At 60.7% G+C, this 21,375-nt stretch carries 17 protein-coding genes; 14 read left to right on the top strand and 3 right to left on the bottom strand.

The annotated features are described in order from the left end of the window. Together istB and istA are read right to left on the bottom strand one after the other, a co-directional pair. Positions 1-792 carry an IS21-like element IS1415 family helper ATPase IstB gene (gene istB, locus M0639_RS29760; protein ID WP_003944771.1) on the bottom strand — a complete coding sequence of 264 codons (792 nt, stop codon included), beginning with the start codon at positions 790-792 and terminating at the stop codon, positions 1-3. Next, a complete protein-coding gene (gene istA, locus M0639_RS29755) occupies positions 792-2,333 on the bottom strand; it encodes an IS21-like element IS1415 family transposase (RefSeq protein WP_030538069.1) in 1,542 nt (513 codons plus the stop codon). The genes istB and istA overlap by 1 nt, the downstream gene beginning before the upstream one ends. 106 nt (positions 2,334-2,439) lie before the next feature. Between istA and M0639_RS29750 the strand changes: the two genes are divergently transcribed. The 14 genes from M0639_RS29750 (at position 2,440) to M0639_RS29685 (ending at position 16,429) form a co-directional block, all read left to right on the top strand. Further along, positions 2,440-2,754, top strand: a complete 315-nt coding sequence (locus tag M0639_RS29750) for an SCO6880 family protein (protein WP_197491352.1) — start codon at positions 2,440-2,442, stop codon at positions 2,752-2,754. A 16-nt stretch (positions 2,755-2,770) separates the two neighbouring features. After that, a complete protein-coding gene (locus tag M0639_RS29745; RefSeq protein WP_248671230.1) occupies positions 2,771-4,597 on the top strand; it encodes an ATP/GTP-binding protein in 1,827 nt (608 codons plus the stop codon). Beyond that, positions 4,594-4,893, top strand: coding sequence for a hypothetical protein (locus tag M0639_RS29740; protein WP_003944113.1), 300 nt, complete (start codon positions 4,594-4,596; stop codon positions 4,891-4,893). The genes M0639_RS29745 and M0639_RS29740 overlap by 4 nt, the downstream gene beginning before the upstream one ends. Next, positions 4,890-6,533, top strand: coding sequence for a M23 family metallopeptidase (locus tag M0639_RS29735; protein ID WP_064074974.1), 1,644 nt, complete (start codon positions 4,890-4,892; stop codon positions 6,531-6,533). The genes M0639_RS29740 and M0639_RS29735 overlap by 4 nt, the downstream gene beginning before the upstream one ends. Before the next feature lie 12 nt (positions 6,534-6,545). Beyond that, on the top strand, positions 6,546-7,124 hold the full coding sequence (locus M0639_RS29730; protein WP_064074973.1) for a hypothetical protein: 579 nt from the start codon (positions 6,546-6,548) through the stop codon (positions 7,122-7,124). 66 nt (positions 7,125-7,190) lie between these two features. Then, positions 7,191-8,999 carry a type IV secretory system conjugative DNA transfer family protein gene (locus M0639_RS29725; RefSeq protein WP_064074972.1) on the top strand — a complete coding sequence of 603 codons (1,809 nt, stop codon included), beginning with the start codon at positions 7,191-7,193 and terminating at the stop codon, positions 8,997-8,999. Positions 9,000-9,052: 53 nt separating this feature from the next. Then, positions 9,053-9,826, top strand: coding sequence for a hypothetical protein (locus tag M0639_RS29720; RefSeq protein ID WP_064074971.1), 774 nt, complete (start codon positions 9,053-9,055; stop codon positions 9,824-9,826). Next, complete coding sequence (locus M0639_RS29715) at positions 9,823-10,146, top strand: hypothetical protein (RefSeq protein ID WP_064074970.1); 324 nt, start codon at positions 9,823-9,825, stop codon at positions 10,144-10,146. Before M0639_RS29720 ends, M0639_RS29715 begins: the two co-directional genes overlap by 4 nt. Before the next feature lie 101 nt (positions 10,147-10,247). Then, positions 10,248-10,691 (top strand): hypothetical protein, encoded by a 444-nt coding sequence (locus M0639_RS29710; protein WP_064074969.1) that lies wholly within the window; start codon positions 10,248-10,250, stop codon positions 10,689-10,691. 100 nt (positions 10,692-10,791) lie between these two features. Next, complete coding sequence (locus tag M0639_RS29705) at positions 10,792-10,989, top strand: antitoxin VbhA family protein (RefSeq protein ID WP_054801853.1); 198 nt, start codon at positions 10,792-10,794, stop codon at positions 10,987-10,989. Positions 10,990-10,996: 7 nt separating this feature from the next. Then, positions 10,997-11,806, top strand: coding sequence for a Fic/DOC family protein (locus M0639_RS29700; protein WP_064074967.1), 810 nt, complete (start codon positions 10,997-10,999; stop codon positions 11,804-11,806). Between the two features lie 396 nt (positions 11,807-12,202). Continuing rightward, entirely contained in the window at positions 12,203-14,095 is a 1,893-nt protein-coding gene (locus M0639_RS29695; RefSeq protein WP_082893253.1) for an AAA family ATPase, read from the top strand. Positions 14,096-14,250: 155 nt separating this feature from the next. Then, on the top strand, positions 14,251-14,988 hold the full coding sequence (locus tag M0639_RS29690) for a sensor histidine kinase (protein WP_248671229.1): 738 nt from the start codon (positions 14,251-14,253) through the stop codon (positions 14,986-14,988). A gap of 4 nt (positions 14,989-14,992) precedes the next feature. Beyond that, positions 14,993-16,429: a phosphotransferase gene (locus M0639_RS29685; protein WP_064074965.1), complete on the top strand. Its 1,437-nt coding sequence runs from the start codon at positions 14,993-14,995 to the stop codon at positions 16,427-16,429. Positions 16,430-16,606: 177 nt separating this feature from the next. On the opposite strand, the gene mobF is transcribed toward M0639_RS29685, so the two are convergent. Beyond that, positions 16,607-21,316: a MobF family relaxase gene (gene mobF, locus M0639_RS29680; RefSeq protein WP_064233777.1), complete on the bottom strand. Its 4,710-nt coding sequence runs from the start codon at positions 21,314-21,316 to the stop codon at positions 16,607-16,609. Positions 21,317-21,375: the final 59 nt, after the last annotated feature.

The following is a 21,375-nucleotide window of genomic DNA, read 5'->3' as shown; positions in this document are numbered from 1 at the left end:
TTAGCTGAAGGGCTTCACCCCCTTGCCGGTGGTGGCTTCGGTGAGGCGGAAGGAGTCGCCGTCGGTGACGACGACGTGCGCATGGTGCAGGAGCCGGTCAACGGTGGCGGTGGCCAATGTTTTGGGCATGATCTCGTCGAAGCCGGAGGGGTGCAGGTTGCTCGAGACGGCAATCGCTCGGCGTTCGTAGGCAGCGTCGACGAGGCGATAGAATCCTTCGGCGGCGTCTTCAGAGACCGGGAGCAGACCGATGTCGTCGACGATGATCAGGTCGGAGCGGATGATCCTCGTCAGGGCTCGGGCGATGGAGTCGTCGGCACGGTGCCGGCGGACCAGGGCACCGAGGTCTTCGATGGTGAACCAAGACACCGCCAGCCCAGCTTCGACTGCGGCCTGCCCGAGTGCCTCGGTGAAGTGAGACTTGCCAGTTCCCGAAGGCCCACAGACGCAGAAACATTCACGCCGCCCGACCCACTCCAGGGTGCGGAGCGCGTCCTGGGTGGCGCGGGGAATCGACGATTTCGTTTCGTCCCAGTCGCCGAAGGTCTTGCCGGTAGGGAAACCCGCGCGTTTGCGGCGAGTGTGCAGGTTCGCCCGGTCCCGGCCGGCGGCTTCCTCAGCGAGGAGAACCCGCACGACTTCGGCGGGGTCCCAGCGTTGGGCTTTCGCGGTCGGGATGATATCGCTCAAGGACCTGCGGATATGGGGCAGTTTCAGGCGTTTAGTCAGGTCGATCGCCTCGGCCAACGGGTCGCCGTTAGCGCTGGTAACAGTGCGCAAAGGGGTGCTCATCAGGCGTCATCGCTTTCATCGTCAGTAGTGGCTGGGCTGGCCGGCGCTGGTGTCTGGCCGAAGGTGGACCAGGCGGCGGTGCCCGGTTGCAGAGTGTGGTTCTCGCTGCGACGGACCGGATCAGCGTGTTCGTGGGTGACTTGGTAGTCGAGGATCGAGATCAGGTCCCGATCGGCGAACCGGCCGGTCATCGCCGCCGTCCCCAACGCTCTGTCGACTGCGTCCGGGGAGTGCAGCTTCGAAAGGTCCACGGCCTCGGCCATCTTCGCCCTGATGCGGCGCGCTCCCGCGGCGGCAGCCTCGACCAGCCAGCTGTTGGCACCCTGGCCCAACTGTAGGAAGGCGAGCTCGGCGGCGGTACGAGGCTTGGGCACCCGGTCGGCGGCGTCGCGGTCTGGGCGGGGTGGGTAGTGGTCGTTGTCGAGGACCGGTGAACCGGGTTGGCCGCGGCGGTGCCGCGCGACTTCGACTGCACCGCCATCATTGTCGACGGCGGTCACGATCAGCTCCTCACCATGGAAGCGGGCCCAGACCCGAGTGTCGATCAACGTGTGCGGCACCGAATACCGCACCCCTTCCACCGAGATCGTCGACTCCCAGTTCACCCGCCGGGTAGTGCCGAACACCGCGGTGAACGGAGATTTCGGCAGCGGATGCAGCCGCTGCAACTCTTCGGCCAGCCGCTCGACCGGCCGCCGCCGAGTAGAGCTGTGGACGCGGGTGTTGACGTCGGTGCAGAACTGCCGGCAAGCCGACTCGAGCTCACCGAAAGAGTGATACTGCTCGCGCAGGTTCACCTCCTTCGGCAACAGGTCGGCTTTGGCGATCCGCACCGTCGCCTCACTTCCTCCCTTCGACTCCGGATCAGCAGGTAAACACGTCCGCAGCGTCGTGCCGTAATGCCGTGCCACCTCCACGATCTCCGGATTGCGGACCGCGATCCCGGCCACGTGATCGATCGTCGCGGTCTTCTCGTTGTCGGTGAGGACATAGACCGGAACCCCGCCCAAGCGGCGGAATGTCGCATCCAAACACGCCGCCACCGTCGGCAATGTCTTGTCCCAGATCGGGATCACCACCCGAAATCGCGACCACGCCAACCATGCGCAGAACAACGTCGTCTTCCGGCCGGAAATCGTTGGCCCGTCACCGAAGTCGTACTGTAACCACAGCCCAGGTTCGGTTACCCACGGCCGATACACTCGCCGCCGACCAGCCCGAAACTGGGCCTTCGCCTCCGCGACCGTCCGGCGCGTGGTCCGCTCACCGCCGGTGAACCCCAGCGCGACGATCCGTTCGTGGATGACATCCGCGCGGACCTTGCCCTGCGAGCGGACCACCAACTCCTCGATCTTCGGCAGAAAGTCGTCGATCGCCCGCGCTCGATGCCGCCGGCGGTCCGGCGGCTGCCCCGCAGCGCGCATCTGCACATACCGGGCCACCGTGTGGTGATCACACCCAGCCAGCTCCGCCGCCGCCCGATAACTACCCGTGAGGTCGTACGCCTCCAAAATTTCCATGATCTCCCTGCTCGATTTCATCCACCCAGCGTTGCCGGGACCGAATCTGACTCACAGCAGGTGGGGAACTATCTGGCCGTACGCGGGGAGAAACCATGGCCACAAAATGCGCCATAAATGGCCGCCAGTGGGGAGCTTACGATGGCCGTCGACACCGTTCACCGGCCGCGATCGAGTGCGCGTCGAAACCACCGAGCAGGCCCGTCAGGAACAGGTCCGCGGTGCCGGTCTGGTGCGGTACTCGGCTCTGATGACGATCACTTGCGCTACGGCGACAGAGGTGCCGAATGCGTCCTCGATCCTCGAATCGCTCTCCGCCCGAGCGATGTTGAAGCTGGTTCGCGCATACGGAATGCAAGATGCCGCGTTCGCGGCAGGTCTCGGTGTCGGGGTGCTGTTGGGCGATCACACCACCACCTCGAAGATCGCCCGCAACGGCTGAGAGAAGAGGATTCGTCATGCAGTTCAAGACCGTGGACGACGTCACCGACGCCGAACTCGAAAACATCATCGGCAAGTGGGAATTCGCCGAACTCGAGGCCCTTGCCGAAGCGATCGACAACGGGTCGGTGTCAGCTCCGTTCCCGCTCACACACAAGGCTCGTGCGCTCAAGAAATGGCGCAAAGCCAACGAGGAACGCGACGACGCCGAAGACGAAAGTCCGGACCCGTCCTGGCGGCGGGCGTACCGCACACTGCCCCGGCGTGGGTTCCGCGACAGCTACCTCAGCAGTGACGGCGGCGGCGCGATGGAGACCGTGCTCGCCCCGATCGAGTACCAGGTCAGCACCATGCACGCGTGCGGCCTCAACCCATGGATGATCGGCGCCACCGCTCCCACCCTCGGGACCCCGATCGGAATGCACCAGCGCACCGGGGATTCCGCGTCCTGCGATGTACTGACGTGGTTCGCCGAAGGACTGATCACCAACCCATCCGCGTTCCTGCTCTCACTACCTGCTCTGGGCAAGTCCTCGTTCATTCGCAAGATGTTCGTCGGCGCGGTCGCCCGGAATCAGTGCCCGATCGTCGCCGGCGACATGAAGGGCGAGTACGTCGGCGCCACACAGGCGATGGGCGGTCAAGTCATCACTCTCGGCCACGGCAAGGGCCACCTCAACCCACTCTCGGCCGGCGCGATGGGCGCGGTCCTCCCGCGTCTCGAGCAGCATCTCGCCCGACTGCGCGCCGCAGAGGAGAGGGCCGCTGTCACCGGTCAACTGTTGCCTGCGACCGACCCGTTCACCGGCCGCGATCGAGTCAGCGCCGCGCACATCGAGGAACTGATCGAAGAAACGAAGCTGGTCGTACATTCACGCCAACTCCAGATGATCACCGCGTTGATCGAACTGATCCGCCAGGATCCGATCGAGGACTACGAGAGTTCGCTGTTGTCGCGGGCCTTGCGGGAGTTGCGCGAGGGCGGCGAGTTCTCGTTCGTCGATCCGCCGCTGGTCAGACACCTCGCGGCGAAGATCATCGAGGGCTCCGAGCGACTGCGCAAGGTGGTCTTCGCACAGTCCCCAGATCACTACATCACGATCATCACGCGCTTGGTGCAGTCCCTCGAAGCATTGCTCGACGGACCGCTCGGCGACATCTTCGCCGACCACACAAGCGTGCCACTGGATCTCGATTCGACGGCGATCTGCATCGATGTCTCCGCCATCACCCGCGGCGACCAGAAGCTCAAGGCCGCGGTCATGCTCAGCTGCTGGTCCGACGCCTACGGCTCGATGGAAGCCGCGCATCTGCTCGCCGATGCCGGCCTCGAACCACAGAAGTACTTCCTCGCAATCTTGGACGAGCTGTGGCAGGTCCTCGGTGCCGGCGCCGGAATGGTCAACCGCATCGACGAACTCACCAGGCTCAACCGAAGCGACGGAACAGGCCTGCTCCAAATCACGCACACCGGCCGCGACCTCGAAACACTGCCGACCGAAGTGGACGTCAAGATCGCCAAGGGCTTCATCGAACGATCCGGAATGGTCATCTGTGGCGGACTACCCGCCGGTGAGCTCGATCGACTCTCCGACGTTCTCCAATTCACCTCCGCCGAGCGGGCAATGATCACCTCGTGGTCACGCGGCGCTCCGATGCGCCGTACCCGCCGTGGTCCGCGCCGCAACCCGCCGGGCCTGGGCAAGTTCATGATCAAAATCGCAAAGGACAATGTTCCGGGAATCCCGGTGCAGACCGTGTTCACACGAACCGAAATAGATCTGAAACTGCACGACACCAACTCTCGCTTCAACGAGCTGTTCGAACTCGAAGGTGTGGCGTGAGTAGCCGATACGGGGACGAAACCCGCGCATGGGCAGAGAAGACGTTCGAAGAAACCCGACACCAGTACAACTCGCGCCTCGAATGCTGCCAGGCGATCGCAAAATCGTTGGGCGCGCATGTCAATACGGTCTCGCGCTGGATCGGCGAGAGCTACGGACCTGCACGGCAGGCACCACCGGAAGAAGTGAGCGCCAGGATGCGCGCACTGGAAGAGGAAGTGGCGCGGCTGCGACGTCAGAACCATGATCTGGCTTCCAGTCGTGGATTCACCGCCGGGAAGCTGGGGCTGGCGTGAAAAAGGGACTCGCTGCGGCGCTGGTACTGATCCTTCCGATTCTCGTGGTGGTCTTCATCGCGACCTCGGAGGAGCCGAAGTCGACGGACTGCGTACCGAAGGGCAGTGGTCCAGGTTCGTCTGTGGCGCAGGGAGTCCCGACAGGTTCGATGTCGAAGCCGATGCGTTCGTCGGATGGTCAACTGACCTCGGGGTGGCGCACTCCGGATCGTCCGGACCACAAGGGCGATGACATTGCCGGTCCGGCCGGTGCGCCGATTTTCGCGCTGGCAGATGGCGTGGTCATTGATGCCGGTCCGGCGTCCGGGTTCGGTCAGTGGATCGTGATCGACCATCAGATGGACGGGAAGATGTTCTCGACCGTCTACGGGCACATGTTCGAGGACGCGGTACTCGTCAAGACCGGTGACCAGGTCAAAGCTGGTCAGCACATCGCCAACGAAGGCTACAACGGTGAGGTCTCTCCGCCGGGTCCCGGCGGGGCTCATCTGCATTTCGAGGTCTGGGAAGGTGGCCGACTGGCCGGCGGCCACGACGTGGATCCGATGCCGTACTACCAGGCAGCAGCCGAACCCGGCAGCGCCGACTCGTCGCCCGCGGTTCCGTCGACGCCGACTGCCCCATCTGCGCCCTCGGGAGCGGAAATGGCGGCACTGCCGGCCAAGGTCGGAACCGAAGAGCACTGGCAGGTCGACACCGTCCGGGTCGCTCGCGCCGTGTACGCGAAGTTCCCGCAACTGACCTCTATCGGCGGATGGCGACCGTCCGACGCGATTTCCCAAGATCATCCGTCCGGTCGCGCCGCCGACATCATGATCGACGACTACTCCAGCGACGAGGGCCGCAAGCTCGGTGACGCCGTCAAGGACTATTTGTGGGCCAATCGCGAGTACTTCCAGATCGAGTACATGATCTGGCGCCAGGAATACATTCCTTCGGACGGCACCCCGAACATGATGGAGGACCGGGGCAGCCCGAACGAAAACCACTTCAACCACGTCCATGTGACGACCATCGGACACGGAATGCCCACGGCTGGTCAAAGCTACGGCCCAGCTCCGGACGTGGACGGCTCCACCGCGCCCAAGCCCTCCGACGGGTGCACGATCGGGGGCGCGAATCTCGGTGATGCGGGCGCAGACCTCGCGGCGGGAACCGTGCCGCCGGAATTCGAGAAATGGCTGGTCATCAGCGCGAAGCAGTGCACGGAAATCACCCCGCCCCTTCTGGCGGGTCAGCTCGAGCAGGAATCGAATTGGAAGCCAGGCCAGATCAGCCCCGCGGGAGCTGGCGGCTACACCCAGTTCATGCCAGACACCTGGGCGGTGTTCGGGTATCCGGTCGACGAGAACGGCAACAAGAACGGTCCTGCCGGCGCCGGGGATCCGAACAACATCGCCGATGCGGTGATGGCCCAGGGCGCCTACGACTGTCACGTCGCCGAATACCTCCGCCCGCTGCATAAGAGCGGGCAGGTCACGGGCGATCCGATCGACACCATGCTCGCCGGATACAACGCAGGACCCGGTGCGGTCGAGCAGTTCGGCGGAATCCCGCCGTACGCCGAAACCCAGGCCTACGTCGTCGACATCAAAGAACGCATGACCCGCTACGACGCTGCCCTCGCCGGCGAGAACTAGGAGAGATCCACGATGAGAGAAAACAAAGGCATCGCGATCGTGATCGGCGTCGTCGTCGCACTCGTGTTGGTCGTCGGCATAGTCTTCGCGATCCGCCAGACCACCGGAAACGACAGCGGCCCCGGCACTTCAGAAGGCCACGACTCCGATCACCACCACGAGGACCCGCTCTCTCCGGAACACGCCGAACCTCAGACCGTGGCCACCAACGCCATGTCGATGATCTTCTCCTGGCAACCGGCGCGGGATCGCTCTGGATGGGACGCACTCCATCGCGCATCCCAGGCCGATCTGCTGACCGGAGCCCTCGCGAAAGCGGCTGCCAACGAACCGAATCCGCTTCCGACACCGGTAGCGGACTGGGCTGCCTGGTCTCGCAGCGGGGACACGCTCACCGCCGCGACGACAGCGGAAACGCCCGTCTCGATCAAGGGAGCGACCGCCACGGTCGACGTCCGTATCCGGCAGGTCGTGCTTCACCCCGACGGCGGATCGACGCCGTACAAGACATCAGCGGCAACGGTCACCCTCGAAAAGGACGCATCGGGGACCTGGCGGGCCGCGAATTACCGGATCGGAGAAACCGGATGAGAACCGCATCGTCACCTGCACTTCTCACGCTCCACCTCCACTTTCGTCCCGGAAGGACACTCACTCATGGCTGAGAAAATTCACACGCGAGATCCACACAGGTCGAACGTCGGGGTCTATCTCGCCGGCGCAGCATTTGCCGTTGTCCTCGCATTGGTTGGGGCGATCGGCATTTCAGTGCGCCTGGGTTCGTCGTGGGCGGGCTTGGAGCAGATCGTGTCGGCGAATCCGATCGACGCCGGGTTGAACGTGATGAGTGGAAAGCTGATCTGGCCGACGCAGGCGAGCATCATCGCGGGCGCCTTCGCGGTCCTCGCACTTGCTCTGATCGGTGTCGGCACCTGGTGGTGGGCATCGCGTAGTTCCAAGCGCCGCAGCAAAACCCCCGTCGGGTTGGCCACGGTGAAGGATCTGCGGATCGCCAAGCTGGACGAGGCATCCGCACGCAAGGAAGGCCGGTTCCTGCGCCCCTCGGTGGCGAACGTCTCCGACAAGGACATCGAGACCGCGGAACTGGCGCTGCGTCTGGGATTCCTGCGCAACTCCAAACATCCGGTGTGGGTGTCGACGAAAGATGCGATCTACGTCGAAGGTGCCGCGCAGCAAGGCAAGTCTTCCCGTCTGGCGGTACCGATGGTGCTCTCGGCACCCGGAGGCTGCCTGACGACGTCGACGAAGGTCGACATCCTGCATCAAACCTGGCTGCCCAGGTACCTACTCGGCGAGGTCGTCGTGTTCGATCCGGAGAACATTTCCGGCTGGCCGGATCGGATCACGTGGTCGGTGATCGCCGGATGCGAGGACGCGGACGTGGCGATCCGCCGCGCTACCGCCCTGGTGGCAGCGAAACCGAAGACGGCAAAGTCCAGCGGAGACGGTGACTTCTTCGATCAGAAGGCAGCAACCCTGTTGCGTTGCTACCTGCACGCAGCCGCGCTCGGCAATCGCAAACTCTCCGATGTCACGGCGTGGTGCGAGTCGACCGATGCAGTGGAAGCTCGCGAGATCCTCGACGAACACCATGCAGAGTGGGCGCGGACTCTCTCCGAGATCCTCGATGCGAAGTCAGAGAAGACGACGTCGAGCATTCTGATGGTGCTGACCTCGGTGATGGAGCCGTTGGCGTCACCGTCGCTGCTGGCTGCGGTGGACTGCCCGGCCGCGAGTTCGTTCGACGTGAAGGACTTCGTCGAAAAGGGCACCGGAACCATGTACGTGCTCTCCGAAGGCGGAAACGGATCGGTGGCACCGTTTGCTGCCGCACTGGCGGCCGAAGTGTTCTTCGTCGCCAACAAGCTCTCCCAGCGCCGCGCGGGTCGCAAGCTCGATCCGGCGCTGCGCATGGTCCTCGACGAACTCAACAATGTTGCTCCCATTCCGGAGCTACCGGCGAAGATGTCGGACTCGGGCGGCCGCGGAATCCAGCTGGTCGCATTCACACACAACTTTTCGCAGACCGAACGTCGATGGGGGCGCGAAGGCGCGAAAGAACTCGCTGGTAGCGCCAATATTCGGCTGATCCTGCCCGGCCTGCTGGACACCGCGACACTCAAGGAAGTCTCGACATTGCTCGGCTCTATCGAAGAGTTCGTGCTCTCGGCGCCGACGCCGCGTGGCCGGGGTATGGGCACCTCGCGTGGTGGCAGCTTGCATCGCCGTCAGGTGATGGAGGAATCAGCGATCCGTGAGCTCGAGGAGGGCACGGCGCTGATGATTCGCCGCAACAACAAGGCCGTCATGCTCGATCTTCCCGGTTTCTGGGAGGACCCGCAGATCCGCGATGTCGTCGCCGCGTCGGAAAAGCAAGCGGCGGCCGTGATCGAGCAGGGTTTCGTCTCGACGTCACCGCCGGTCGAAGCCTCCCCGCTCAACTGAACTGTTTTCCGCTCGTATCACTCGAATCCACCTTGTAGAAAAGGAGTTTCATCATGGTTGCAGGTCGTCGTAGCAGCACGAAGTCTCGCAGCGCCAGCTCGTCTGCGGCGCAGTGGGACGAAGTCGGCAAGGCAGTCAAGGAAGGAGCGGAGGAGCTGCGCACCTTGACCACGCACTCGGCGCTCTACGAGTGGGCGAAGGAGCACAAGTTCGCGACGCAATCGATGTTCCCGAAGTTCAAGACGGAACTGAACAAGCGACTCGACATCGACTACGACGAACTGCGCTCGATCGCGCAGCGGGAGCGACTGGCGCAGATCCAAGCAGCCGCGGCCGATGGTCCGTTGGTGGAGCTGTGGGCGGCCGGCGATGACGAAGTCGCCTCGTACGCGGTGTGCGGTCCGGAAGGGCTCGTTGCCTGGTACGGGGAGTTTTTCGACGACGACAAGATTCGCAAGGAAGGCGACCAGAACTCGGCGGATCTCTCGGCCGCCGGCAAAGCGGTGTTCCTGGCAGGCAAGGTCCGCGAAGAACTCGAGGTCGACGCTCTGACCGTCCGGATTCACGTGCTCAACCATCACGTCCGCAGCGGCGATCTGATGCGCGCCGCACTGGGCGCGGGAGTGGTGGTGGAAATCGACGTCGACGACGACACCACGGCGTTGGACTGGTGCCGCGAACCTGGATCGAAGTCCTGGCGCGAAACGAAGCTCGAACGCCTCGTCGCCACGGCCTCCGCCGATGCTTCGGCAGATGACGATGGACAGGACGATACCGCCCCGGACGACGACGGCAGCGATATGGACCATGTCGGCGACCAAGGATGAGGAACTCGACCCCCTCAGCAGCACAGGATGATTCGACTAAGCCGTGGCTGCATGACGATCATTGGACCACCGGTGACAAGGCCTGGTGGATTCTCGTCACCGGAAACGAGATCAGCCGGACGATGGTCGAGATCGTCTCTCCTGCCGATGGAACGGTGCGTGACCCGGAGGTGACGTACAACGACGGCGTATTCCGGGCGAGCGGCAAGTTCGAGAGCATCCGTCACCGGGGAGACTCCTGCGCCCCGTGCGGAGACTCGGTATTCGAGATGCTCGCGGCCGGGCAGGATGCGTGGGCCGGCTACTGGATGCAGGAATAGGCAACGGCAACCGGCGGCCCTTCGGATAGTGTTGCACGACAACGATTTTACGAAAATCACCAGCGCTCATACTGCCCGACAAACAGAAGGGGGATAGGCGGATGATGGAAGATGAGTTCGGTGACGACGAGCAACTCGAGAACGATGTGCCGGCGCGGGTGTACCGGTGGGAGGATCTAGACGGGGCACAGGCAGCGGAGCTGTGGGCGGAACTGATCGCGTGGGTGGGGTGGTTCCGCCGGCGCTACGCGGTGTCCGGATCGGATGCGGTGATTCCGCCGTGCTGGTTCCGCCACCCCGTAGCGGTCGAGGAACTGACAGGGCTGATGGTCTCGCACCAAAGCGCCTACACCCTCGACGAGCCGGGCTCGGAGCTCTCGGCGTTCCATGTGCAGTGGCTCTGGCCTACGTTGCGTGACCTTGCCGAACGGGCCGGTTACAAGCGGTGCACCGACGCGAAGTGTTCGTTCAAGGCGCTTGAGATCGTCGATGACCTGGAGGGATTGGGGGAGTGGGTCAACGATGACATAGCTGTCCGCCAATAACTTCTGGCGCACGAAAACAGGGAGTGAGCTGCATGTATAGGCAATTTGATGTAAGATAGTGGAAGCGATCGAACGTATCGCACGGGGAGGGCTGGGCCGCATGACCACTGCACACAAGGTCACCACACGCACTGCATCGCGCAGTGTCGAAGAGTCGGTACAGTTCGCGACCGGTGTTGTTCGTCTCGCCGGTGGCACCGTCACCGAAGCGGACAAGGCTGCTGCGCGCCGCGTTGCACGAGGAGTAAGCACTCCAGAGCAAGAGCTGGCGGCCTTCCGCCAGGAACTCGAGCTCTAACCGTCCGTTGCCTGCGAAAACTTCACAGTTCCGTTCCTGGGATGACTACTTCATCCCGGGAACGACTGTTTTACGAAACAAGCTGGTCACCGCTGCCGACCCATACGGGACACGGGACGCCGAAAAACTGCGCCGGTACGAAGAGCGAGCAACGCATCTGCGGGCGATCGAACTCGACAGGAAACCGATCGAGGGGAACTTCGACTACGCGCACCTCAAGGCCGTCCACCGCGCACTGTTCCAAGACGTATACGAATGGGCAGGTCAGGAACGTGTCGGCCCGGACCGACAGATGTCGAAGAGCGGCCCCGACATCGTCCACTACGCACCCGGGGACCCGGCAGCGCCCACAGTGCAGTACGGCTATTACCCAGGGGTCGGAGATCAGATCCGCGAAGCGGCCGAAAGACAGTTCCGCAAGCTCGCGGCCGATGACCTGCTGCGCGGCCGGGATCGAGAGCAATTCGTCGCCGGCCTCGCTGATCACTGGGGCGAGATCAACACGATCCACAGTTTCCGTGAGGGCAACACTCGCACGCAGTCGGTGTTCTTCTCCCAGCTGGCCCGCGAAGCCGGGTACGAACTCGACGTCGGGCAGTTCGCCGAGAATGCGCCACTGAGAACAGAATTCGTACAGGCACGCTTCTACAATCAAGCCACCGCCAGGACGGATCGTCTGGTCAGGGTCCTCGACAAGGCACTCACAAAAACGCATACTCGAACGAAATCTGGCGCAAATGCACCGCTCACTGCAGTGGAGCGTCTTACTCGAAGGCGACTTGAACATCTTCGTTTCGAAGGCGAGATTGAGATTTGATGCAGACGTAAACTCAGGGCCTGTACTTCGATTCCCAATGTGGATTCCGACTATCAGACTCGGAGAACTCATCTAGTCGACGTCCTCCGCGGAGGTCATCTCTGCAGCGCAGCTCGGCGGCACACATACCAGATTTATGCTTGAGCCGCGGTTTGGTGAGCTGTCGTCGACAACCTCGTAGGCGGCAGCGGGTCGAAACAGAATCCGGTGGTGCACGGGCGTCTCACACAGCCCAAACCCATTCGATCATCAGTCTCGATCGGCCTCTCGGTCTGCCGGGGTAGACACGCATCTCGTGCGAATACGTAACCGCGAACACCTTCCGACTTGGGGAACTTTCGGTCTCATCCGACACAGCCTCGGCGCGAACCAGACCGATGACGCAGAGTGCGTGAGATGATGACTCTTTCGAATGATCCAGGAGGGAAACCGTCTGTGCATATTGAGCGACTCCAAGTTGAGGCCGAGGGTTTCCTAGCGGGATTGGACCTCAGGTTCAGTCCCGGGCTGAATGTCATCATCGGTGCGCGGGGGACGGGGAAAACCTCGATTGTTGAACTTATCCGGTTCTGCACCGGAGCAGGTGCGTTCACTGAAAAAGCGAAAACTCAAGGCAACCAACAAGCTATAGCCATCCTGGACGGGGGGGCCGTAACGCTCACGATCCGTGACAACGACTCTATCTACACGATCTCCAGATCGGCCTCTGGTCATACGTCGACATCTCCCGGCGCCGGAAATATTTCCTGTACGGTCCTCGCCCAGAACGAGATTGAAGCGGTGGGTGCACAAACAGCAGGACGACTGCATCTTTTGGACAGATTTCGAACAGACAGAGAAGTGCGCGAACGAAATATCGACTCTTTTCGATCGCAATTGAGAAGCTTGACCACAGAAATTTCCACTCTAATTTCGGATGGTCGAGCGATATCTGAAGAAATTGAGTCGCTGCAACCCATAGAGTCTGAATTAGCTGCGGCACGACAACATCAGCAACAGCTTCTTGAAGATTCTCAGGCCACACAGGAACAACAAACTGAATTAAAAGACCTTCAAGAAATAGGGCAACGGATAGCTATGCGCGAATCCGTACTCGAGCAAGACAAATCACATGTCAAAGAATTTCAGTCCCAACTGGACCGCTTGAGATCCGCAACGACTCAAATTCTCATGCCTTGGCCATCCCATGCGGGAAGTGACTTGATTGCCGATGACCGCCCCCGTCTTGAACATATTTCTTACATGCTTCAACAAGCTGCGGGAGAATTACTGGCAATCGAACAGGGAATTACAAATGCGGCAGAGTCAACAACTAGCTTACGCGCCGTGATAGATGTTCAGAGCAGACAGGTTCGGCAACAACTGGATACCGTGCAAACTGGCATAGGACAAGCATCGCAGCGGGTAGCTGAACTGGAAGAAAAACACGGACGTCTTGAGGCACTCAAAAATCTCTTAACCATAAGAGCGGAAAGATTCCACTCAATAGCATCCGATCGAAACGAAATCTACACAAAGCTGGATTTGCTCCGGGACGAAATATTCCGAGAGCGAGATGCAGTAGCCACTAAACTAAATAGCAGCCTTGCGCCGACCGTACGGATTCGGATGAGTCGATCGGAAAATTCCGAACAATATCGCGCAGCTATAGTGTCCGGTCTCCGCGGTAGCGGGATCCACTACAACTCATTAGCGCCCCAAATAGCCCGCGAGGTCTCCCCACACGAACTTGTCACATGGATCGAAAACGGAACCTACGAAAACTTGAGCGCTGCTCTCGGAATCGCGCCAGAACGAGCGAGTTCCGTAATTAGAGCACTTCAGCATCACGCCACAGCGGATATTATTTCAGCAGTTATTGAAGACGGTGCAACTCTAGAACTTCTCGACGGACCTGAATATAAGCCCAGCGACCGACTATCAATTGGTCAGCGCTGCACTGTGGTGCTCCCGATATTACTTGGTCACCACGGCGATCCACTGATTCTCGATCAACCCGAAGACCATCTGGATAATGCATTCATAGCTTCAACCTTGGTTTCTGCTTTGCGCAAGCGGCTACCAAAAGACCAGTTCATATTCACGTCGCATAACGCCAACATACCTGTGCTCGGAGAAGCTGATCGGGTGATTGCCATGAATTCCGATGGTGAGCACGGCTTTGTTTCTCACCAAGGTTCGCTCGATGAAATTTCCACAGTTCAGGCCGTAACGAAGATCATGGAAGGCGGAGTGAGAGCATTCGAGACACGTTCCGAGTTCTATCAGAGAGAACGGGACGCCAAGTAGTGGATATCGATGAGGCAATGAGATTATTGGCCTCCGCAAGTTCAAGTGAACGACTTCGAGGAGCGCGAGGATTATTTAACCTTCCCGAAGCGTCAAGACTGTCTGAAATACGCCATATACGAAATAATGAACCAGACTCCTGGGTGCGATCCGCTTTGGACCGTGCCGTTTCCAACTGGAGGACGGCCGGCGGAAAATATGAAATAGGAGACGGTTGGATATCGACAGCGGACGAGGTCGAACTAGAGGACATACGAGCTAAGGCTATTCAGTCGGTCACAGAGACTATCCTGCACGAGGTAAAAACTATTGTAGGTGATATTTTCACATCGGCTCGCCGGGAACTGGGAGATGAATTTCCATCATCAGCGACCGAAAATTACATAAACCGTTTGCGAAGCTTCCTAGACACCATCAAACGCCTGCACGACGCCTCCACTTCACCCCAATACACTGAATTCGATCTCGCAAACCTCATCACCGAGGAAATCCACCATGGCAACTTTACCGAACACCAAGTAATAGTAACTAGATCAGACTCTGTCACCGCCTTGGGTGATCCAGAGCTTCTTCGTATCGCTCTCATAAATGCAATCCGAAATGCGGTAGAAGCAAGCGAGAAGGACGGAAATCAAGTAGTAATCAATTGTGGCGTATCGCATGACACTGCCTGGATCGCTGTACTGGACAATGGAATCGGCCTCCCTGAGGGAAATGACCGATTATGGGATCCAGGAGTTACCAAGAAGTCTAAAGAGATACACTTCGGATGGGGCCTTCCAATCGCGCAACGCGCGGTTCATTCATTCGGCGGATCAATAAAATTGACTCCGCGTGAACATGGAGGAACATCGTGCGAAATTCGATGGTCGACAAATGTAGATGGGATATGAATAGATGAAAATACTACTGATCGAAGATGAAGATAGAAGCATTAGACAAACTACTTCCGCCATCAAATTCGCATGTTCACATGCACAAATAACCTTAGCCCAGTTTCGCGAGCAGGCTATATCAAAAATACAGAATGATGTTTTCGATCTCATTATATGTGATCTTAGAATCCCTCCCACTGAAAATAGCGCCGACATCAGCGAATCTCATGGCTTCGCGGTCCATGGGGTTGCTCGCGAAATTTGCCCCGGAACTCCGCTTGTGTTTCTTACAGCCTTTGCCACAACGAAAAACACGAAAGATAAATTAGCGAGCGGTGGTACTGATTCAATTTTTGGAATAGAAGAGTACCCCCTTGTTCAGTTAGTTGAAAAAGATGACGTGGAGGAGCTTGAGGAGTTAATACTGACACTGAGTCGCGCACTTTCTGAACTTGACGATTATTGCAATCTCGACGCCGGGGGAGTGGAAGACATCATATTTCAACGTGCGGTACGCACTTACGCGAAAAAAATAAAACATAATCGTGCGATAGTACAAAAAGCGACAGGGCTTTCTGGCGCAACAATCGGTCGAGTGAAATTTGTTTCAGAAGATCTGAGTGAAGCTAATATCTTCATTAAAGTATTGGATCGGGCAGAAGCATCAGAGGAGTATTCCCGATTCAATGAATTCGTCCCGAATCATTTGCAGCCAGGATTCTTTGCCCCCTCCATACCCCCCATGATGTCAGGATTGAGGAAAAAGGCGGCCCTGATTTCAACATTGGCCTCGGCTGATAGCAAATCATTTTTTTACAAATTGAATGAAGACCCCAATTCCGCAGTAGAAATCTTACGAACCCTAAGAGAGGCTATGACTAAATGGATAGGCGGCGATACCAAATCTCTAATTAGCCTAAGAGAATTAAGGCAGGACCTAGTATCCGACGAGCGCCTAAATGAACTCGACTTCGCCCTCGACCGTCGGGCGCAGGAACGCGAAGAACGAATGGTTGTCATTCGAAAAACAATTGTGCATGGCGACCTTCACGGAGAGAACATACTAATTGACAAGTTCCAACGACCAATTTTGATCGATTTCGGCGATGTTGGAAACGGTTTAGCGCCAGTTGATCCTGTAACGCTCGAACTCAGCATTATATTCCACGATCAAGGATCTGCGCGTGAAAGCGATTGGGCTGACCGCGCGAATTGGTCTAATTGGGCTAACCTTGATGCTTACTGCGAGTCCAATCCATATGCGGATTTCATTCGCGAATGCCGGGGTTGGGCCCTGGACGTCGATTCGGTCGAAGCGACGCTAGCCTTCACGTACGCACATGCGATGCGGCAGTTAAAGTATTCCGACGTGCCGGATGAGTTAGCACTTGCCGTGGCAGATTCTGCACTAACGCAACTTGAGTCCCTACAAGATTCTGGTGACCGTCCAAATATCTAATGCTGAAACATCTCCCGCGGATCATCTAGCTTCGCCGCTACCAATCCGACAGGCGCTTCGAGTGTGATCTTCGTACCCGCCGACTAAAATCAGAGATACACGTCGAATCCGACGTGAGACATGACGACCACAGCTAATTCCGATGCAAAATTTTCATATACCGCGTAAACACTGATGTCAGGATTCTAGGCCTCGCTGTCGGCGTTTTTCTTGCGTGTTCTGTTCGCGTTGGCGGGCGAGCATCATGGCGCGGTTGTTGCGTTCCTTCGCCTCCGGCTGCTGACCCGTGTCCTTCTCGGTGGCCTGCTGTTCACGTTGTGTCGTTTCGACGATGGTCTGTTCGGGTGTGAGGGCGCGCCGCCGGGTTTGCTCGCCGGTGATTGCGGTGTCCTGGTCAGCGAGCTGTTGTTGCTGGGTGTCGATCCGTTCGAGGGTCTTGTCGGCGGTGTTGAGCGCTTGGCGGTCGCGTTCTTCTGCTTCGCGGAGGGCTTCGGGCAGTCGCTTGTCCGCTTCGGCCGCGTCGTTGGCGATCTTGTCCCATTGGTTGGCGGGTGCGATCGCCTCGGCGGCGGTACGGGCTGCTGTGAGCTCCTCGATTGCTGCTGCTCGTTCGGCGGCGAGGGCGCCTATCTTCGCTTCGATTTCGGCGCGTTTGGTGCGGGCGAGGCGTCCGGTGCCGGCCAGCTCTGTGCGGGCGCCGTCGATGGCTGTGTCGACGCGGTGCACTTTTTCGGTGCGCGCCTCGATCGCTGCTTGGGCTTGGGTGAGCGCGTGGGCGGGGGCGGTGATGCGGGTGTGTTCACGGCGCACCGCTTCGGTGCGGCTGCGGGAGACTGCTGCTGCGCGGGTCGCTGCGGTGAGGGTGCGGAGTTGTTCGAGGTGACGTTGCTTGGCGGCAATGTGGCGACGGGCGTCGACGAGCTTGGCTCCACTGAGTGCACGCAGGCCGGTGAGCCTGGGGGCTGCCGGTGTGCGGGGATCTCGCGTGATTGCGGGCCGAGGTTCGGTCTGTTGTTGCGGTGTTTCGGGTCGGGTCTTTTCGCGCCGGGTGATCGGCGACGGTTCGATGGTCCGGGCGGGGGTAGTGGTTCGTGCCGGTTCCTGCGGCTGCGCTGTTTCCGGGCGGGAGGTAGGGGAGTCGAGCGTGTCGAGGTAGTCGCGTAGTTCGGTGGCGTAGGCGGCGAGGGCTCGGTCGGTGGGGGCGATTGGTTCGTGTGTGGTGGGCAGCGCTGGATCTGCGGGTGTGGTGTCGTCGAGGGTCCGGAGGCGTTCGAGCAGTGCGGTTCCGTAGCCGGCGAGCCGTTCGGGGCCTTGCTCGGTGATGGTGGCGACGACGGAGTAGGGGTCGCGGCCGCCGTGAATTTCTGCGTCGGCGACTGCTGCGAGGAGCGGGGTCCATTGTCCGTCGTCGCGGATTGCGTCGACGACGTGGTCGGGGAGTGCCGCTTCGAGGAGTGTCGCGGCGTCGCCTTCTGCGATGCGTGCGAGGGCGGCGTTGTAGGCGGATTGCTGTGGGTGGGTGTATTCGAGGTCGACGGGTCGCAGTCCGTCGAAATCTGCGGCGGTCACGGTGGGGGAGCTGCCGATCTGCTCGCGCATGCGGGTAGCGAATTCGCGCAGGGTGTGATCGCTTCCGCTGTGGGCCGGGGGGAGGATCGCTTGCTGGTCGTCGGCGAGTGCGGGTGTCTCGATTGCTTTCAATCGTCTGAGCAAGGCGCCGGGGATGTTGCCGACGGTGGCGAGTTCGCGGTCTGTCGCTGCTGCGAGGATCGGGGCGATGTCGGCGCCGTGGGTGGCGAGTTCACGGACGCGGGCGACGAGGGAATCGAAGCCGTCTTGCTTCTTGGCGGTCGCGAGGATGGTCGCTGGCAGTGACCGGTCGAGCAGGTGCAGGGCGTAGTCGGTGCCGAGTTTGGCCGCGGCCACGTCGTAGTAGGTCTGAAAGCGGGCGGGGTCGCTGGCTCGGTCGAGTGCCTCGCGTAGTTGTTCGGTTGCGGAGATCTCCTCGCCGCGGCGATCGAGGATCTCGGCGAGCACACCGCTGCGGGTGGAGACGGGGTCCGGTTGGTGGTCGAGGTCGCCGTCGGGCAGCTCGTCGGTGATGAGGTAGGCGTAGTTTCCGTGGCGGCCGCGGGTGAGTGCGACGTATCCGGCTTCGCGGGTGACGGAGGCTCCGAGTAGCGAGCGGGCGACGTCGACTGTCATGCCCTGGGCGCGGTGGATGGTGTGCGCGTAGCCGAGTTCGGTGTGTTGGGTCAGGTACCAGTTCGGGAGGCTGACGGTGCCGCCGTGGCGTTTGTGTACGGCGATGATGCCGTGCTCGGTGACTGCGTGCACAGTCCACAGGTCGCCGTTTTCGACGCGTTGGCCGGCGCGGGTTCCGCCGACAGCGGTGATGTTGTTCTGGTTGCGGCGGGTGACGATGATGTCCCCGACGTAGGCGTGGTCGCCTGCGGTCAGAGCTGTACGTGTGCCGTCGGTGAGGGTGCCGTTTACGAGGTGGATCGCTTGGGCTGCCTGATTGAGGGACTGCACGTCGGCTGTGGTCGGGGCGAGCATGACCGATGTCGATCCGGCGGCAGTATCGGCAAGGTGATCGCGCAGGATTTTGTCGAGTAGTTCGTCGCGGCTTCCTCCGATGAGGCGGTCACGTTCCTCGTACCACTCGATGACGGAGTGTTCGCCCTTGCGTAGTGCGAGGGAGATGTCGCGTTCGTCGTCGTCGCTGAATCGGACGACTTCTTCGAGTTCGGGTGCTCGGGTGTTGCGTGCGAGTAGTCCGAGTGCGCCGCCGGCGTTGACGGCGGACAGCTGGGCGGGGTCACCGATCAGGCGGACGACTGCGCCGTGTTCGGCGGCGATCTGTACGAGGGCGTCGAGCTGGTGTGTCGATGCCATTCCGGACTCGTCGACGAGCAGCATCGCGCCGCGGTTGATCGCGGCGTCGATGCCCAAGCGGTGGCGCGTGAGGATGTCGTCGATGGTGCGTCCGCGCACGCCGATGTCTTCGCCGAGCACGGTCGCTGCGGCTGCGGAGGGTCCGAGTGCGATGACGTCGCGGCCTTGCGCCTGCCATGCATCGGTGACGGCTTTCATGGATGTGGTTTTGCCGGTGCCGGCCGGTCCGATGCCGACGGCGAGGAGTGCCTCGGTGGTTGCGAGGTGTCGGGCGAGCGTTATCTGTCCCTTGTTGAAGGGTCGGCCTTCGAGGTTCTCGCGGTAGGCGAGAGCGGTCTCGAATGCGCTGTCGGAGACGGTGAAAACAGTCGGGGTGTGGGCTGCGTTGAGGAGTCGTTGCTCCGCGTCGAGCATTGCGGTGCTGGTGTAGCGGGCCTTCTGGTGATCGGTGAGCGTGGACTCGCCGTTGGCGCGAGTCATCGCTTCTGGCATCTGGTCGAGGCTGATGTCAACGAGTAGCGAGTCGCGGTGCAAGGCGCGGTTGACGACGAGTTCGACTGCTGCGTTGGCTTGTTCTTCGGACGGGAACTTCACCCGCGAGAGCATGTCCTCGGCGACAGTCCGTACGTTGGCTTCGGTCCAGGTGCTTCGTTGCAACGAGACCCGTTCGACTGCGGAGCTGGCCACCTGGTCGGCGTCGAATTCGGCGGGGTCGATGAACGGTTCGTCCTGGGATAGGGCGGTCGAGAGAAGGTTGTCGATGCCGTCGGCGCCGAGCATGTTCACCGCTTGTTCGCGCCATTCCTCGCGCATCGCGGCCAACGATTTCGGGGTCTGCTTACCGGATCGCGTTTCCAGAGTGGCTCGCTGGACGAGAGAAATTTGGACAACCTTGGACGGGTTCTTGCCGTGTTCGGCGCGGTATTCGGCCATCAGTTCGTTGGCCCGCTCCATGATTTGGGGGCGACGAGAGAAGCCGTCGAGAAGCTCCTGCGGTACTCCCGCAATCTCGCGGACCGGCTGCTTGTTTTCGCCTCGTGAACGGTCCTCGAATGCGACGGGGAGCGCGCGGCTGATCTTGTCGGCAACGATGCGGTTGTAGCGTGCGGCTCCGGCGACGGCGATGCGGTGTAGGACCCTCGCGTCGAGTGACGACCAGTTCCCGTCGATGCCCCGGACCTTGTTGGAGACGGCGCAGTGGGTGTGCAGATTGGGGTCGCCGTTGCGGTTGTCGAAGTGGTCGAACTGGGCGATGACGAGTCCGTCGGTGTCGATCTGTTCGACGCCGGCAGTACCGCGTCGGGTCAGCGCTGCTTCGGATTCGATCCATGCGAGGGTCTCGTTCACAGCATCTTTATGGGCCTGCTCGATGGCGGTCCGTACCTCGTCATCGCCTAGTCCCCACAGGACGGAGACGCTTTTCACTGGCGTGAACACGAGGTCGTAACCGGCGACTGGTTGCCGGATCTTCGACTCTTGAGCGGCCATGAAGCGGACAAGTTCTCCCTTGGTGGCCGCTGACTGACCGTGCTGTTTCTGGTAATGCTTCGCCGCGAGCATAAACCGGAGGGCGTCGCGCTCGTCGCGGGTCGGGGCCTTACCGGTGTCGATGCGGTGGGCCTCCAGGGCTGAGTTGAGCTCGTTGACGAACTCGACATCGTTCTTGAACTTCGGGAAAGCTCGACCGAGTTTTTGCGCTTCAATGGCTGCCTTCGGCGACATTCCTGCGGCGATCGCTTGGTCGAAAAGGAGGTCCGCATTGGGGTGCAGACCCTCACCGAACAAGGCGCGCATTTGCTCTTCCGAGACCTGACCGGTGAGTCCGAGGTCGTCGATCCCTTTGCCGACCCACAGGCCGGGCGGAGTGCCTTCGGCAACGTAGTAGTCGGCAAGATTCTGGCCGCGGGCGATCTCGCGGTCACCGCTGGCGACCTGTCGCGTGAGGTAGGTGTATCCGTCTCCGGCGTGCAGCCGGTGCAGGGTCATCATGTCGAAACCGCCGCAGCGGGACGGTGCCGGACACAGGTTCCGTAGCACTGAAACCGCGG

The organism is Rhodococcus qingshengii JCM 15477, assembly GCF_023221595.1.
Lineage (GTDB): Bacteria > Actinomycetota > Actinomycetes > Mycobacteriales > Mycobacteriaceae > Rhodococcus_F > Rhodococcus_F qingshengii.
The sequence above is the reverse complement of the archived record's forward strand: the minus strand, read 5'-3'. Positions and strand labels throughout refer to the sequence as shown.